The following is a 16,432-nucleotide window of genomic DNA, read 5'->3' as shown; positions in this document are numbered from 1 at the left end:
ATAAATTGGAAAGCTCTATGCTTACGTTTTCCATTGTATTATTTTGTGAACCTTAAAACAAGTCTAAATAATTAGTGATTCACTAACTTAAGAAAGGTTTGCGCATCAAGACTGGCTCCTCCTGCTAAAACGCCATCGATGTCTTGGCTTGCCATTAATTGATTGATGTTATTAGTATTCACGCTACCACCGTATAGTATCCGAACGTCATTTGCAATTTCATCACCATACATATCTGCAATGGTTTGACGAATTAAATAGCACCCTTCTTCTGCCTGGTCTGGGTCCATACTCTCGCCAGTACCAATGGCCCAACTCGGCTCATACGCAACCGTGACTTTAGTAACATTATCTGGCTTCAGGTCTTTCAGATCAGCTAAAATCCGACTAACCACCCAATGAACCTTCTTCCCTGCTACTCGTCGGCCCATTGTTTCATCACAACAAACAATGGGGCAAAGTCCCGCATCTAAAGCCGCATGTACTTTAAGATTAACCTGATGATCAGTTTCATTGAATAGTTGCCGACGCTCGGAGTGACCAAGAATCACATGATGAATACCAGCACTATAGAGTGTCGTCGGACTAGTTTCGCCAGTAAATGCCCCAGCATCTTTGTAATAACAATTTTCGGCAGCAATTTTTAATGATGTCCCGGTTGCAGCTTTCACCATCGGTACTAGCGCAATTGTTGGTGCAGCTAGAACGTTTTCTTGAACGGCAGGATCTGGCAAATGATCTTTAATTTGATTAACAAAGTCAACCGCTTCTTCCACTGTCTTGTTCATCTTCCAATTTCCGGCAACAATTGGCGATCTCATTAATCGCTCCCCCATTTCTTTTAACGACAAACGGAGGTAAAAGTTACCCTTCGTTAACCTTAGCCTCCGTTCATTATCAATATTTACTTATCAGCAATTGCAGCAATTCCTGGTAATACTTTTCCTTCAAGGTAAGTCAGAGAAGCCCCACCACCAGTAGAAATGTGGCTCAACTTTTCAGCAATCCCTAGTTGTTTAGCAGCAGCAGTAGAGTCTCCACCACCAACAATCGTTGTTGCATCACTCAGGTTACCAAGGAATTTACCAATTGCTAACGTTCCCTTAGCAAAGTTTGACATTTCAAAGACACCCATTGGACCATTCCAAACGACCGTCTTAGCATCCTTAAGGACATTTTCGAACTCTTCAATTGACTTTGGACCGATATCTAATCCCATCCAGCCATCAGGAATATCGCCATCAACAACCTTAGTATTAGCATCGTTCTTGAATGCATCAGCAATCACACTATCAACTGGCAATACCAATTTGTCTCCAGCCTTAGCCATGATGTCCTTTGCAACATCAATCTTATCCTTTTCAACCAGTGAGTTACCAATCTTAATACCCTTGGCAGCAAAGAAAGTATAAGCCATTCCTCCACCAATAATAATCTTATCAGCCTTACTCAGCAGGTGATCAATTACGCCAATCTTGTCAGAAACCTTGGCCCCACCAAGAATAGCAACAAAAGGACGAACCGGGTTATCAACTGCATTTCCTAAGAACTTGATTTCCTTTTCCATCAAGAAACCAACACCAGACTTGCCGTCACCAATATTTTGCGCAATTCCAACGTTAGAAGCGTGTTGACGGTGAGCAGTTCCAAAGGCATCGTTAACATAGACGTCACCAAGTGAAGCCCAGTACTTACCTAATTCAGGGTCATTACCAGACTCACGCTTAACATTTTCGCCATCCTTAACATCTTCGTAACGAGTGTTTTGCACCATTAAAACGTCGCCATCATTCATCTTGTCAATGGCATCTTCGAGTTGCTTTCCTTCAGTAACTGGTACAAAGGTTACTGGCTTGTTGAGCAAGTTAGAAAGTCGTTCTGCTACCGGACGCATAGAAAGACCAGGTTTGTCTTCTTCCTTCTTAATCCGTCCTAAATGTGAGAACAAAATTGCCTTTCCATTGTGGTCGATTACATATTTAATGGTTGGTAATGCTGCCACGATTCGATTATCGTCACCAACAACCCCATCTTTAATTGGCACATTAAAATCAACTCGCATTAATACCTTCTTACCTTCCAAAGGCAAGTCTTCAACAGTCATTTTAGCCATAATTAATTCTCCTCTTTCTGTTAAAAAGGTGGGCGAAGTTTCCTCCTCCCACCTTTTAATTAGTAATTATCCCTTGCTTACAGAGTAGCAAAGTGAAGCAAAGTACGGATCATGTTTGAAGTGAAGCCGTATTCGTTGTCGTACCAAGCAACAGTCTTAACTAATTGTGAACCATCGTCACCTTCCATGATTTCGGTTTGTGATGGGTCAAATACTGAACCATAAGTTGATCCGATGATGTCAGTTGATACAATCGGATCTTCAGTGTATCCAAAGGCATCATTACCATCAGTGGCCTTCTTCATTGCGTCGTTAACTTGGTCAACAGTAACCTTCTTGTTAAGAATGGAAACAAGTTCAGTTAATGAACCGTCAACAACACCAACACGTTGTGCGTGTCCTGAAAGCTTACCATTCAATTCTGGAATAACAAGACCAATGGCCTTAGCAGCACCAGATGAGTGAGGAATCGTGTTAACACTTGCAGTACGGTTGTTACGCATCTTCTTGCCACGAGGGCCATCAAGGATCGCTTGAGTTGAAGTAAATGCGTGAATCGTAGTCATAGTACCAACTTTGATACCAAAGTCCTTGTTAAGGAAGTAAGCCATTGGTGCAAGACATGAAGTAGTACATGAACCAGCAGAAACGATCTTGTCATCCTTCTTCAGGGTATCAAGGTTAACACCAGGAACAACGGTTGGAATATTACCAGCAGGGGCTGAAATCAGAACACGCTTAGCACCAGCATCCAAGTGTGCTTGTGACTTTTCAGCAGAAGTGTAGAAACCAGTACATTCAAGTACAAAGTCCACACCATCATTCTTAACCCAAGGAATGTTCCGTGCATCACGTTCAGCGTAAACTGGGTATTCCTTACCGTCAACAACAATTCCTGTGTCGGTAGCGGAAACTTCACCAGGGAACTTACCATGAGTTGAGTCATACTTCAAAAGGTATGCAAGCATTGCAGGAGTAGTCAAATCATTGATGGCTACAACTTCAATATCCTTAGCACCCAATTCGTGAATCCGACGGAATGCCAACCGACCGATACGGCCAAAACCATTAATACCAATCTTTACAGTCATACTGCAAATTCCTCCTTTAGGAAAACATATAATTAAATGTACGTTATTATTTTAACACTGAAAATTAGATTGTACAGTTCAAAAATTAACGAACACTTTCAACGTTCTTTATGATAACCGATTATTAGCAGAATGTCCATCACACTGCTAATCTCATCACTAAATTTGAAAAAACTATTGCATTTTGATCCTTAATTCGATAAGATATTATTTGTTGTTAAGCGCCCTTAGTGTAATGGATCGCACGTGAGATTCCGGTTCTCGAGATCAGGGTTCGACTCCCTGGGGGCGCATTTAACTTGCCCAAGTGGCGGAATTGGCAGACGCGCAACGTTCAGGTCGTTGTATGGGTTTCCATGTACAGGTTCGAATCCTGCCTTGGGCATTCTGGTACTATTTTACCAAGTTCTAAAGTGTCTTAATCGTTGTTATTAAGGCATTTTTTTTGGCCAAAACACCATTATTTTTCAATTCTGCGACCAAACTGCTTCTAACCAACACTCCAACCACTTCCATTTTTGAAAGTGGTTTTATTTTCGCTTGGAAACTTCCGTTTCGTCAGCACTCAATTAAAACCACCGGCAATAAAAAAGCAAGGATCCAATGATCCTTGCTTTTCTATTAATTAGATTACTTTTCGTCAGCTGGCTTCTCTTTGGCCCACTTACGAATTTCTTCAATTTTCTTTTCCTTTAATGCCCGCTTGTACTTAGGAGCAACGGGACGACGGCCTTGTACGCCATGTGGATGTGCTTTACGCATGTCAATATGCCTCCTTTAATATATTATCGTTAATAATCAACATTCCGATTATAACCAAATGTGTCGCAAAGCGCAACCTTTCCTCTCGGAACGACCAATTATTTATCCTTTTTTATTTAGACCATTAGTTGAAAACGTTTATCAAAACTGTAATGATAAACTTCTTGAAAACTATACCAATTTAAGATAGTATGTAAACTGTTAAAAGATCAGAGTGTTTAGCAGAGCTAACCAATTTAAACACCAAAACTAAATGGAGGATCATTATGTCCAAACAAGAATTACAACTTAAACTTTTTGAAATTAAACCAGATCAGGATCGCGATCAATTAGATAATGAATGCGCAAATCTAGAATTAGATTTAATTGCTGAAAATCTTAAATAATATCGAAAGGACTGTTAATTCAGCCCTTTTTCTTTTAACTTTATTTGACCTTTCTTGACCTATAGGGTAAAATACAATCATACGTTAGCAATTAACGCTAATAAGTGCTAAAAGGAGGCCACTTAATATGAATCTAGTTCCAACTGTGATTGAACAATCATCACGTGGTGAACGTGCTTATGACATTTACTCACGGCTTCTTAAAGATCGGATCATTATGCTTTCCGGTCCAATTGAAGACGAAATGGCAAATTCAATTGTTGCGCAACTTCTTTTTTTAGACGCGCAAGACTCAACCAAAGATATCTATCTATACATTAATTCACCTGGCGGTGTGGTTACTTCAGGTATGGCTATCTATGACACCATGAACTTCATTAAAGCTGACGTTCAAACTATTGTAATTGGAATGGCAGCTTCCATGGCCAGCGTCCTCGTTTCCTCAGGTGCTAAGGGCAAGCGGTTTGGTTTGCCACACTCTCAAGTATTGATCCACCAACCTTCTGGTGGTGCTCAAGGCCAACAAACTGAAATTGAAATTGCCGCCACAGAAATTTTGAAGACACGTAAGATGATCAACGGAATTCTGGCAGAAAATTCTGGTCAACCAATTGAAAAGATTAACCAGGACACTGAACGTGATCATTACTTAACTGCTCAAGAAGCAGTTGATTACGGTTTGCTTGATGGGATCATGGAAAACAAGCCTAAAGCAGATTAATTGTTAAATAAGTAGAAAAACGGTGTTGCATTTGCAACATCGTTTTTTTATTTTCCGGTTTTAATTTTATCCGCATAAGCATTCAATTTTCTTAAACGATGGTTGACTCCAGACTTAGAAATTGGTCCTCCTGGAACCAACTCCCCCAGTTCCTTCAAACTTACTTCCGGGTGTGCTAACCGCGTTACCGCAATTTCACGCAATTTCTCCGGAATGTTATTTAGACCGACATGTTCATCAATCAACTGAATGTTAGCCACTTGCTTATTGGCAGCATTCGCAACCTTATCCATATTCGCATTTTCACAATTAACCAACCGGTTCACAGAATTTCTCATATCCCGCACAATTCGAATGTTTTCAAATTGAAGCATACTATTTGTGGCACCAATCAACTGGAGAAAATCAGCAATCTTTTCTGCCTCTTTCAAATAAACGATATAACCGCTTCGCCGAGCCGTCATTCGCGCATTTAGCTGAAAATGATTTATCATTTCGGCAATCATTTCATTATGTTCTTCATATAAAGAATAAATTTCCAAATGATAACGAGAAGTTTCTGGATTATTCACCGAACCCCCCGCTAAAAAAGCGCCCCTCAAATATGACTGAATCATTAAATCGTTTTTTAACAAACCGGTGGGGACTCGTTCCATAATGTGAAAGCCATCCAGAATCCCCAATTCCGTCAATAATTTCTTCACATGGTACCGAAGACGAACAACATAGGTATTATTCTTTTTCAATTTCATTTTACGTCGAACCACAATTTCAGATTCAACGTTGTAAAAATTCTTTAATAGCGTGTATATCCGGCGGGCAATTGCCGGGCTTTCGGTCTGGACGCTCAATACCATTTGCTGATTGGCAATCCCAAGTGATCCGTTCATCCGAATCAGAGCCATCAATTCGGCCTGAGCATTGTCCTTATGCACCGTTAAGCCAGTTAATTCTTTCTTGACCTGACTTGCGTATGACATTTCATCATCCTTTCCTAATCCCCATGAACGTCATGGAGCCGGTTCAGTAATTCGCTCACTACTTTGTCGCGATCATGGAATGCTCCGTTATCACGTAAACGCAAGAAATTAGCCGAAATTACTCGACAGCCTTGCTCACGCAATCCGGCAAAATCATGGGTTACTGGTTGGGAAATTTCATTCCACTCTTGAAAGTTAATGTAGTCTTTGGGGACGGGTTGAATATTCACGAGGACCGTATCAATAAACTGCTCACCAAGATGACGGTTCAACACGCGAACATGATCTGCATCCGTAAAATGGTCTGTTTCCCCTTTTTGGGTCATGATATTACAAATATATACCACTTCGGCCTTCGTCCTCTTCACTGCCTCGCCAACATTACTAATCATGAGATTCGGTAAAATACTCGTAAACAAGCTGCCGGGGCCTAAAACAATTTGATCTGCATCCATGATTGCATCAATGACTTGTTTGACTGCTTGTGGTTCTGCTGGTTGTTCCGCATCCGTTACCCAAACTCGTTGGATTTGTTTATGCGCTGCTGTAATTTCAGATTCACCGGCTAATTTACTACCATCAGTAAATTCAGCATTCAGTGTTAGCGGTTCATTTGCTACTGGAAAGATATGCCCATGAATTTGCATTAATTGCGATAATTCTTGAACCGCATCAAAAATATTCCCTTTCATTTCAGCTAATGCGGAGATAATTAAATTTCCCAATGCATGCCCGGCGAAAAAATTGTCCTGGCTATTAAACCGGTACTGAAAAATTTCCTTTTCAATCTCTGGCAATTCAGATAAGGCCACCAGCGCATTTCGAATATCGCCAGGTGGAACCACATTAATATAATTCCGTAAAATACCTGAAGATCCGCCATCATCCGCAACAGTTACAATCGCTGTCACATCGACATTTTGGTCACGTAACCCCCGGAGAATCACAGGGAGGCCTGTTCCTCCGCCAATAATCACAATTTTGGGTTTATGAAACATCCTGTACCTCCTTAATGTGCTTTGTCGATATCACGGTGATGTGAATTAACAACATAATTTTGGCTACGCAAATCTGTTGCTAATTTGTTTGCAATCGTTACTGAACGATGTTGTCCACCGGTACAACCGATGGCAATCGTCAAACTTGTTTTTCCTTCTTTAATATAGCCCGGTAACGCTGTGATAATCAGTGAATATAAATGTTGATAAAAATTTTGTGCTTCTGAACTTTGCATAACATAGTTTTGTACCGCTTGGTCATTCCCAGTTAGATGTTTTAACTCTGGAATATAAAAGGGGTTGGGTAAAAATCGAACATCCATCACAATGTCGGCATCCAACGGTAGTCCATATTTAAAGCCGAATGACATCACATCAACGTAAAAGTCCATCCCTTGTCCATTGTTAAAAACTTCAGTTAAGCGAATTTTTAAGTTACGAGGCGTTAAATTGGTAGTGTCAATTTTAACATCAGACTGCGATGCTAACTCTCCTAGTAATTTTCGTTCACGCTCAATTCCTGCTAACACCCCATCTTGTTTTGCCAATGGGTGAGCACGACGAGTTTCTTTATAACGAGCCACTAGTTCAGCATTCCCCGCATCTAAGAATAGGACCTTAACATTAATATCGTCTCGCTGACGAAGTTGATGAACCACTGGTAATACCTGGTCATAAAATCCCTTGGCTCGCGTATCCATAACCATTGCCATTTTGGGAAAATCTGCAGATTGTTTAATAACATCAACAAATTTTTCCGCGAGTGTGGGCAACATATTATCAATCACAAAGTAGCGTAAATCTTCAAAAAGCTGCACTGCAACTGTCTTGCCAGCCCCACTCATTCCCGTAATAATGACAACTTCCAATTTTTGGGACATTCAAATGCCTCCTTTAATTCAGTTCCTCTAATATTGTAACATACCGGGCGTGTCTTTTCTGCTATTAGCAATTAAAAGAGTGGAGCAACTCTAGGCACACCCTATTGATCCACTCCACTCTCTAAACAAGCTTCTGATTTCATCGTTTTGATTCTTTATGCTGCTGATCCATCACCCATTGTTGATCACGTTCAAGCATTGGCTTAAGATAGCGACCAGTATAGCTTGCTTTCACGCCTGATACTTCTTCAGGAGTTCCGGTAGCAACAACGTAACCGCCAGCATCTCCGCCTTCAGGTCCTAAGTCAATTAACCAATCCGCTGATTTAACAACATCAAGGTCATGTTCAATCACCAGAACAGTATTACCAGCATCAACAAGCCGTTGTAAAACGCCTAACAACCGCTTGATATCATCCATATGCAAACCAGTAGTTGGTTCATCTAAAATATAAAAGCTCTTGCCATTTGATTGACGGTGTAACTCACTAGCCAATTTCATCCGCTGTGCTTCACCACCAGACAGTGTCGTGGCCGGTTGACCCAGGTGAACATATCCCAGGCCAACGTCTTGAATGGTTTGTAGTTTTCGGCGAATTTTCGGAATTGCATTAAAGAAATCAAGTGCTTCCGTGACCGTCATATTTAGAACTTGGGCGATATTTTTACCTTTATATTCAACTTCTAACGTTTCTGAATTATACCGTGTCCCATGGCAAACTTCACAAGGTACGTAAACATCGGGCAAGAAATTCATTTCAATCTTTAAAATCCCATCACCGTGGCAGGCTTCACACCGACCGCCTTTAACGTTAAAGGAGAAGCGCCCCTTTGTGTATCCGCGCATCTTTGCTTCGTTAGTCTGTGCAAACAAAGCCCGAATATCATCAAATACTCCCGTATAAGTTGCTGGATTACTCCGTGGTGTTCGACCAATCGGGGATTGATCAATATCAATGACTTTTTCAATATTTTCCACACCACTAATTGATTGATAACGACCTGGTTTAGCCGAACTATGGTTCAGTTTCTGGGATAAAATCCGCTTTAATATCTGGTTGACTAAGGTTGATTTACCAGACCCTGAAACTCCAGTTACACAGATAAACTCGCCCAACGGAAAGCGAACATCAATCTTCTTTAAGTTATTTTCGGCCGCTCCTTTAATCGTAATAAACTGACCATTTCCTTGACGACGTTTTTCAGGAACCGGAATCATTTTCTTCCCTGATAAATATTGACCAGTCAGGGATTTACGGCTCCGCATGATCTGTTTTGGCGTCCCAGCAGCCATCACCCGACCACCATTTTCACCCGCACCGGGGCCAATATCAACAATGTAGTCAGCCGAACGCATCGTATCCTCATCGTGCTCCACAACAATTAACGTATTTCCCAGATCACGCATCTTTTTGAGTGAATTAATTAAGCGGTCATTATCTCGCTGATGAAGACCAATTGATGGCTCATCAAGCACGTATATGACACCTGATAAGTTTGAACCAATTTGCGTGGCTAAACGAATCCGCTGTGCTTCACCACCCGAAAGCGTTCGTGCTGAACGACTAAGCGTTAGATATTCCACGCCAACATTCTTCATAAAAGTTAGCCGATCAACGATTTCTTTTAAAATCGGTTTGGCAATGACAGCTTTTTGCTGATCCAGTTCCAGATTTTTAAAAAATGGCAGTGACTTGCTAATTGGCAAGCCAGAAATTTCGCCAATATTACGATCCGCAATTTTCACAGCTAATGCCCGTTCATTGAGGCGATAACCATGGCAAGATGGACATGGAAGTTCGGCCATGTATTTTCTCATTTGTTCACGGGTAAAGTCTGAATTAGTCTCTTTGTAGCGACGAGAAATATTATTAACCACGCCTTCAAATGGTACGTCCACGTCCCGAACACCACCAAAGTCATTTTCGTAATGAAAATGGAACAGCTTATCCCCATTACCATATAAAAGTTTCTCTCGTTGACGTTTGGTCAATTTATTAAACGGCTTATCCATGTCAATCCCTTCAGACGCACAAAATTGCTCAAGCATTGATGGATAATAGTGTGAAGAAATTGGATTCCAAGGAACTAACGCCCCCTCACGTAACGTCTTTGTCTGATCAGGAACTACTAGATCCAAATCCACTTCTAATTTAGAACCTAATCCTTCACAAACTGGGCAAGCTCCAATTGGAGCATTAAACGAAAATAGTCGCGGCTCTAGCTTGCCAACTGTAAAGCCACAAATTGGACAAGCATATTGCTCTGAAAATGGAATGTTCTCTCCACCAATCACATCTGCAATTGCATAGCCATCACTTAATCGCAATGCAGATTCAAATGAATCGAATAGACGCGAACGGACCCCATCTTTAACAATAATTCGGTCAACCACCACGTTAATGGTGTGCTTTTTATTTTTATCTAATTTGGGAACTTCTTCGAGATCATAAGTTTCACCATCCACTTGGACCCGAACAAATCCTTCACGTTTGATTTTTTCAAATACTTTCTTTTGGGTTCCCTTTTGATCACGAACTACCGGTGAAAGTACCTGTAATTTAGTTCGTTCGGGAAGTTTTAATACCCGATTAACCATCTGCTCAGGTGACTGACTTGTAATTGGAATATTATCATTCGGGCAGATTGGCGTCCCAACTCGAGCCCATAACAGTCGTAAGAAATCATTAATTTCCGTCACTGTTCCAACCGTTGAGCGCGGATTATGCGATGTCGTTTTTTGATCGATTGAAATGGCCGGAGATAACCCATCGATTGAATCAACATCCGGTTTATCCATTTGGCCCAGAAACTGGCGTGCATATGCAGAAAGGCTTTCCACATAACGACGCTGTCCTTCAGCATATAAAGTATCAAAAGCTAATGAACTTTTGCCTGATCCGGAGAGACCGGTGATGACCACCAGTTTATTCTTCGGAATTGTCACATCAATATTTTTTAAGTTGTGAGCACGTGCACCATGAATCACAATTTTATCATTTACCACGAATTGCAGACCTCCTTATTTGGTCTTCTTCCCCTTCTGTTGAGCAGATAATTCCATAATCGTATCCCGCAGTGTTGCTGCTTGTTCAAAGTCAAGCCGTTTTGCTGCGGACCGCATTTGCTCCGTTAGTTCATCTAACATTTGCTGTTGATCATTCACAGATAATTTAGCAAAATCTTGATTCGTAAATTCAGCGCTTGGTTGATCATCTTGATCTTCAACCGGCTTAACTGCTGAAATTGCATCTTGAATTGGTTTAATAATCGTCTTGGGTGTAATACCGTGTTCTTGGTTATACCGCTCCTGGATGGTCCGTCGACGCTTGGTTTCATCAATAGCAGCCTTCATGGAGTCGGTAATTGTATCAGCATACATAATCACAGCACCATGAGCGTTCCGTGCAGCCCGACCAATTGTCTGAATTAATGAGCGTTCATTTCTTAAAAACCCTTCTTTGTCTGCATCCAAAATTGCCACTAATGACACTTCTGGAATATCCAAGCCCTCACGGAGTAAATTAATACCAACAAGCACATCAAATTTGCCAAGCCGAAGATCACGAATTATTTGTGTTCGTTCAAGTGTTTTAATATCACTATGCAGATACTTTACTTTTAAACCCAAGTCTTTCAAATAATCACTTAAATCTTCTGACATTTTTTTGGTCAACGTTGTGATTAAAACTCGTTCATGTTTTTCAATCCGCTTATTAATCTCGCCAACCAGATCATCAATTTGTCCCATCACTGGGCGAACTTCAATGGTGGGATCCAAAAGCCCTGTCGGTCGAATAATTTGTTGGACAACATGATCGGTCTGGGCTTCTTCATACGGACCAGGCGTTGCTGACATGTAAATCACCTGATTAACATGTTTTTCAAATTCATCAAGTTTTAATGGTCTGTTGTCAAGCGCACTCGGCAAGCGGAATCCGTAATCGATTAGTTGTTTCTTACGCGCTCGATCACCATTGTACATTCCCCGAACTTGTGGCATCGTTTGGTGAGATTCATCTACTACCAGCAAAAAGTCTTTCGGAAAGAAGTCTAATAATGTAAATGGCGGTTCTCCAGGTTGACGACGATCCATATAGCGTGAATAATTTTCAATTCCATTGGTGTAACCCATTTCACGCATCATTTCAATATCATAAGTTGTCCGTTGTTGAATTCGCTCCGCTTCAAGCAGTTTCCCTTCTTTGGTAAATTGCTCAACTTGTTTTTTCATATCAGCTTCAATTTCTGGCAAAGCGACCTTCATTGTTTCTTCGGTAGTTAAAAAGTGGGTCGCTGGAAAAATTGAAACATGGTCACGATCTCCTAAAACTTCACCAGTTAAAGCATCTACTTCGCGGATCCGATCGATTTCATCACCGAAAAATTCAACACGAAGGGCCTTTTCTTCACGTGAAGCGGGGAAAATCTCTACGACATCCCCACGAACCCGAAATCTTCCCCGTTGAAAATCAATATCATTTCGATCAAATTGAATATTTACTAATTCACGTAATAAACGGTCTCGTGAAATTTCTTGTCCGGTTCTTAGAGAAATTACGTGATTTTGATATTCAGCTGGTGAACCCAACCCAAAAATACTAGAAACGGAAGCCACCACAATCACATCATTACGCTCCAGCAACGAACTAGTTGCAGAGTGGCGGAGCTGATCAATTTCATCATTGATGGAGGCGTCCTTTTCGATGTAAGTATCACTTGATGGCACATATGCTTCTGGTTGATAGTAGTCATAATAAGATACAAAGTATTCAACCGCATTGTGGGGGAAGAATTTTTTCATTTCACCATATAGCTGTCCCGCTAACGTTTTATTATGTGAAAGAATTAAAGTTGGCTTATTCACATTTGCGATCACATTTGAAATGGTAAATGTCTTTCCGGTCCCAGTAGCGCCAAGCAAAATTTGCGCTTTATCGCCTTCTTGAATGCCCTTAGTTAGTTGAGCAATTGCTTCTGGCTGATCACCCGTTGGCTGGTAGTCCGAAACTAAGTCGAACATTTTATCTGCCTGACGATAAATCATAACAATTCCTCCTCATTTTCCGTAAGTAACTAGTCTAATTTTAGCACACGAACATTTATTCGTCGACGCCAGAATATTGCGCGTCAATAAGTAAAAAGCCCGTCACTTCATTTTGAAAGCGACAGGCCTTTATTGTGATAATTGCATTTATTGCTGAATAATCTGTGTGGTAGCAATGGCCAATTGATTTTTGGCATTGGCATCAGCATTATCTTTCAATAATTCTGGTAGAATTTTCTTCAGGAAGTATTGAACGCTGGCCATTTCACGGAATTTCATAATTGCCGTTAAACTTGATTTATAAATATCCATGTAGACCGGCTCTGGATTACCCTTTTGAATTTCACCGAACGATTCGTACATTAAGTCAATTTTATCAGCAACGGATAAAATTTTACCTTCCAATGTATCGTCTTTGCCCTCCGCAAACCGACGTTCGTATGCCTCTTGAAATTCTTGTGGTATTTCCTTTTTTATGAAATTCTCGGTTAAAGATGTATCAACCCGGGCTAGCATTTGGCGGAGCTCATGGGTTGCATATTTCACAGGAGTCTTAATATCGCCGATAAAGCGTTCCGTATAATCATGATTTAAGGCCTTTTCATACAAAGAACGCCAGTTAATCTCATTCCCGGCTTGCTCTTCAATATCACCTAACATTTGGGCTGCTTGTGTCACCTTGAAAGAGTGTGCCGCTACATTATGTTGTTCAAATTTAAAATAACCCGGTGCCCGATTAATCATTTCTAAATCACTCAGACTCTTTAAATATTCATGCATTCCCATCACTTTCTACCCCTTTCAAAAAAGGATTGCCACTTCAACGCGTCAATCCTTAAATCACTTTATGCTTCAGCAAATGATTGCAAAGCTTTTTCAAAATCTGTCAACTTTTGTTCTGCCGCTTTATCGGTATCCGCACTCGTACCAATGTAAAACTTCAGCTTTGGCTCAGTTCCAGATGGCCGAATAGCAATCCAAGTTTCGTCATCTAAAACATATCGTAAAACATTTGATTCTGGGATTCCTAATTCACTGACTTGACCATCAGCTGTCTTTTTAGTGTTGTTAGAAAAGTCTTCTGTCAATACCACTTGATGTCCAGCAAAGTTCGTCGGCGCCTCTTCACGGAACTTCTTCATTAATCCCTTAATCTTGGCTGGACCTTCCACTCCAGCATACGTATTGGCAATCGTCTTTTCCTTAAAGTAACCATACTTTTGGAATAGTTCTTGGACTCCATCGTACATCGTCATATTCCGACTCTTATAGTAAGCCGCAATTTCTGCAAGGAGGGTCAATGATTGGATTGCATCCTTATCACGAAGAAATGGTTTAATCAGGTAGCCGTAACTTTCCTCAAAGCCAAACATAAATGTATGGTCAACTTGTCCCGTTTCATATTGGTGAATTTGATCAGCAATCCACTTGAAACCGGTTAGTACATTAATCATTCCCACACCGTAACTTTCTGCAATTTTGGCTGCAAAGTTAGTAGAAACAATTGATTTCACTGCTACAGCATTTGCTGGCAACGTTCCAGCTTGCCGGTGAGCTTCCAAAATATAATTAAGCATTACTGAAGCAATTTGATTTCCCGTCAATAATTGATATTCACCACTTGGTTGACGCACTGCACAGCCGAGTCGATCAGCATCCGGATCTGTTGCAATCAACACGTCAGCACCAATTTGTTTGCCAAGTTTAATGGAACGGACAAATGCTTCTGGAAATTCAGGGTTTGGATGTTCCAATCCAGGAAAATCGCCATTCGGTTGGGCTTCGGTTGGTTCAATGGCAAAGTTAGTAAAACCAGCTTGACGTAGTGCACGCTCGCCTAACATCCGCCCAGTCCCGCACAATGGTGAAAAGACAAATTTCATATCTTGACCGTACTTTTTCGCGAGATCCTTATTGATCGTAACGTCTTTTGCATGTTCAAGGTAAGCATGGTCGACATCTTCACCCATCACAATTTCCAGCCCGTTATTTAACATTTCTTGTTCATTCGCCAGTTTAATGTCAAAAATGTCTTTAATTTGACGAATATAACCAGTCATCATATCAGATTCTTTTGGCGGCATTTGACCACCATCTTCTCCATAAATCTTATACCCGTTATACTCTTTTGGGTTATGACTTGCAGTGATCATAATTCCCGCATATGAATGGTTGTAGCGCACTGCAAAGGATAGTTCTGGTGTTGGCCGAACATTATCATAAATGTAAGTTTGGATTCCGTGAGCTCCAAGTACTCGCGCACAATCATGCGCAAATTCTCGAGAATGGTGGCGCGAATCATAGCTAATGGAAACCCCACGCTTCTTCACTTCGTCACCTAATGAATCCATTAAAACAGCTAACCCTTCAGTGGCTTGACGAACCGTATAGATGTTCATTCGATTAATTCCTGGGCCCATTAGTCCTCGCATTCCGGCAGTACCAAAGGAAAGCGGACCATAAAAAGCATCCTCAATCTCATTATCATCCATTGTTTCCAATTCAGCTTTTAATGCTGGCGCCATTTTCGGTTGTTTTAACCATTCATCATAGGTTTCTTTCCAACTCACTACAAAGCATCTCCAATCTCAAGATAATTTATCAACCCTATTTTACCAATACTTGCTTTCAATATCATTAATTTAACTAATTTAGTCTTTGAATTGCTGGAGAAATCTTGCAATTCCGTTATTTTGATTGCTAGCAATGAGTCGCTCTGCCACCTGTTTTACCTGTGGCACTGCATTGGCAACCGCTATTGCATGCCCGGCTGCTTTCAACAATGGCAAGTCATTTTCATCGTCGCCTACTCCAGCAATTTGGCCACGTTCATTTCCTTGACTAATTAAATACTCTACCAGATTGCCTTTATTAACACCGGCAGCATTAATTGTGAGATAACCATCGCCTGAACAATGAATCGTTAGATCAGCAAATCTCCGTTGTAAATGATTCTTCACTAGATTAAATTCCTTCACATCTTGAATAATGAGCACAATTTGATCTGGAGCTGTCGTTTCTTCTAGTTGTTTTCCAATCACTGGGTGAACACCAGAATACTTCATTTCCTCTCGCATCGCAGGGGTCATTTGAGGAATATACCAATGGTCACTGGTAATCCATGTAAAATCCACATTCGGCGCAATTTGCTGTAATGTATTCTTTATTTCAACAGCCAACTGAGTTTCGATCGGTTGTTCATGTAAAATCTGAAGCTTGCCTCGATTAAGCTGAAAAATCAAGGACCCATTCATTGCCAATTGCGGTCCCGTTAACCCCAACTGGTCAATAAAGCTAACCATTGAGTGGGGGTTCCGTGCGGACGCCAAGCATAAATTGATCGAAGAAGCTTTCACTACATTAATTGTTTGCTGATCAAGCTGTCCGTCATTGTGTAATAGCGTATGATCCATGTCACTTATTAAATACTTTAACATTCTTCATTCCTTAAAA

Annotated in this window: 13 protein-coding genes and 2 tRNA genes; 3 read left to right on the top strand and 12 right to left on the bottom strand. The window is 40.8% G+C overall.

Annotated features, from left to right (window positions below; translation table 11 throughout):
- Positions 1–71: 71 nt before the first annotated feature.
- The 3 genes from tpiA to gap all read right to left on the bottom strand — a co-directional run bounded on the left by tpiA (position 72) and on the right by gap (position 3,204).
- Complete coding sequence (tpiA, locus tag Q0C76_RS03200) at positions 72–821, bottom strand: triose-phosphate isomerase (protein ID WP_295729623.1); 750 nt, start codon at positions 819–821, stop codon at positions 72–74.
- 83 nt (positions 822–904) lie between these two features.
- Positions 905–2,113 carry a phosphoglycerate kinase gene (gene pgk / locus Q0C76_RS03195; protein WP_295729621.1) on the bottom strand — a complete coding sequence of 403 codons (1,209 nt, stop codon included), beginning with the start codon at positions 2,111–2,113 and terminating at the stop codon, positions 905–907.
- Between the two features lie 77 nt (positions 2,114–2,190).
- Entirely contained in the window at positions 2,191–3,204 is a 1,014-nt protein-coding gene (gap, locus tag Q0C76_RS03190; protein WP_295729619.1) for a type I glyceraldehyde-3-phosphate dehydrogenase, read from the bottom strand.
- A gap of 221 nt (positions 3,205–3,425) precedes the next feature.
- Between gap and Q0C76_RS03185 the strand changes: the two genes are divergently transcribed.
- Together Q0C76_RS03185 and Q0C76_RS03180 are read left to right on the top strand one after the other, a co-directional pair.
- Positions 3,426–3,497 (top strand) — tRNA-Arg (locus Q0C76_RS03185).
- 8 nt (positions 3,498–3,505) lie between these two features.
- Positions 3,506–3,589, top strand: a tRNA-Leu gene (locus Q0C76_RS03180).
- Positions 3,590–3,834: 245 nt separating this feature from the next.
- Here Q0C76_RS03180 and Q0C76_RS03175 read toward each other — a convergent pair.
- Positions 3,835–3,966, bottom strand: a complete 132-nt coding sequence (locus tag Q0C76_RS03175) for a hypothetical protein (RefSeq protein ID WP_006916985.1) — start codon at positions 3,964–3,966, stop codon at positions 3,835–3,837.
- 513 nt (positions 3,967–4,479) lie between these two features.
- On the opposite strand from Q0C76_RS03175, the gene clpP reads away from it, so the two are divergent.
- Positions 4,480–5,073, top strand: a complete 594-nt coding sequence (clpP, locus tag Q0C76_RS03170; protein WP_295729615.1) for an ATP-dependent Clp endopeptidase proteolytic subunit ClpP — start codon at positions 4,480–4,482, stop codon at positions 5,071–5,073.
- A gap of 47 nt (positions 5,074–5,120) precedes the next feature.
- Here the strand turns inward: clpP and whiA are convergent, their stop codons facing one another.
- The 8 genes from whiA to Q0C76_RS03130 all read right to left on the bottom strand — a co-directional run bounded on the left by whiA (position 5,121) and on the right by Q0C76_RS03130 (position 16,416).
- Entirely contained in the window at positions 5,121–6,053 is a 933-nt protein-coding gene (gene whiA, locus Q0C76_RS03165) for a DNA-binding protein WhiA (protein WP_295729613.1), read from the bottom strand.
- 14 nt (positions 6,054–6,067) lie between these two features.
- Positions 6,068–7,051: a YvcK family protein gene (yvcK, locus tag Q0C76_RS03160; protein WP_295729611.1), complete on the bottom strand. Its 984-nt coding sequence runs from the start codon at positions 7,049–7,051 to the stop codon at positions 6,068–6,070.
- 11 nt (positions 7,052–7,062) lie between these two features.
- Entirely contained in the window at positions 7,063–7,932 is an 870-nt protein-coding gene (gene rapZ / locus Q0C76_RS03155; RefSeq protein WP_295729609.1) for an RNase adapter RapZ, read from the bottom strand.
- Between the two features lie 139 nt (positions 7,933–8,071).
- Positions 8,072–10,939 (bottom strand): excinuclease ABC subunit UvrA, encoded by a 2,868-nt coding sequence (gene uvrA, locus Q0C76_RS03150; RefSeq protein WP_295729606.1) that lies wholly within the window; start codon positions 10,937–10,939, stop codon positions 8,072–8,074.
- Positions 10,940–10,954: 15 nt separating this feature from the next.
- Complete coding sequence (uvrB, locus tag Q0C76_RS03145) at positions 10,955–12,979, bottom strand: excinuclease ABC subunit UvrB (RefSeq protein ID WP_295729603.1); 2,025 nt, start codon at positions 12,977–12,979, stop codon at positions 10,955–10,957.
- Positions 12,980–13,126: 147 nt separating this feature from the next.
- A complete protein-coding gene (locus Q0C76_RS03140) occupies positions 13,127–13,765 on the bottom strand; it encodes a YfbR-like 5'-deoxynucleotidase (RefSeq protein WP_295729601.1) in 639 nt (212 codons plus the stop codon).
- 59 nt (positions 13,766–13,824) lie between these two features.
- The gene (locus Q0C76_RS03135) at positions 13,825–15,549 is read right to left on the bottom strand and encodes a phospho-sugar mutase (protein WP_295729598.1); all 1,725 of its coding nucleotides are present in this window, start codon (positions 15,547–15,549) and stop codon (positions 13,825–13,827) included.
- Between the two features lie 81 nt (positions 15,550–15,630).
- On the bottom strand, positions 15,631–16,416 hold the full coding sequence (locus Q0C76_RS03130) for an HAD family hydrolase (protein ID WP_295729596.1): 786 nt from the start codon (positions 16,414–16,416) through the stop codon (positions 15,631–15,633).
- Positions 16,417–16,432: the final 16 nt, after the last annotated feature.

This window comes from uncultured Limosilactobacillus sp. (genome assembly GCF_934202705.1).
Lineage (GTDB): Bacteria > Bacillota > Bacilli > Lactobacillales > Lactobacillaceae > Limosilactobacillus.
This window is presented reverse-complemented; position numbering and strand designations above follow the sequence as displayed.

What these genes read in the sequence shown, in the direction of transcription:
- tpiA (WP_295729623.1), bottom strand. Translation starts at nt 821, where the DNA reads ATGAGATCGCCAATTGTTGCCGGAAATTGGAAGATGAACAAGACAGTG.
- pgk (WP_295729621.1), bottom strand. Translation starts at nt 2,113, where the DNA reads ATGGCTAAAATGACTGTTGAAGACTTGCCTTTGGAAGGTAAGAAGGTA.
- gap (WP_295729619.1), bottom strand. Translation starts at nt 3,204, where the DNA reads ATGACTGTAAAGATTGGTATTAATGGTTTTGGCCGTATCGGTCGGTTG.
- Q0C76_RS03175 (WP_006916985.1), bottom strand. Translation starts at nt 3,966, where the DNA reads ATGCGTAAAGCACATCCACATGGCGTACAAGGCCGTCGTCCCGTTGCT.
- clpP (WP_295729615.1), top strand. Translation starts at nt 4,480, where the DNA reads ATGAATCTAGTTCCAACTGTGATTGAACAATCATCACGTGGTGAACGT.
- whiA (WP_295729613.1), bottom strand. Translation starts at nt 6,053, where the DNA reads ATGTCATACGCAAGTCAGGTCAAGAAAGAATTAACTGGCTTAACGGTG.
- yvcK (WP_295729611.1), bottom strand. Translation starts at nt 7,051, where the DNA reads ATGTTTCATAAACCCAAAATTGTGATTATTGGCGGAGGAACAGGCCTC.
- rapZ (WP_295729609.1), bottom strand. Translation starts at nt 7,932, where the DNA reads ATGTCCCAAAAATTGGAAGTTGTCATTATTACGGGAATGAGTGGGGCT.
- uvrB (WP_295729603.1), bottom strand. Translation starts at nt 12,979, where the DNA reads ATGATTTATCGTCAGGCAGATAAAATGTTCGACTTAGTTTCGGACTAC.
- Q0C76_RS03140 (WP_295729601.1), bottom strand. Translation starts at nt 13,765, where the DNA reads ATGGGAATGCATGAATATTTAAAGAGTCTGAGTGATTTAGAAATGATT.
- Q0C76_RS03130 (WP_295729596.1), bottom strand. Translation starts at nt 16,416, where the DNA reads ATGTTAAAGTATTTAATAAGTGACATGGATCATACGCTATTACACAAT.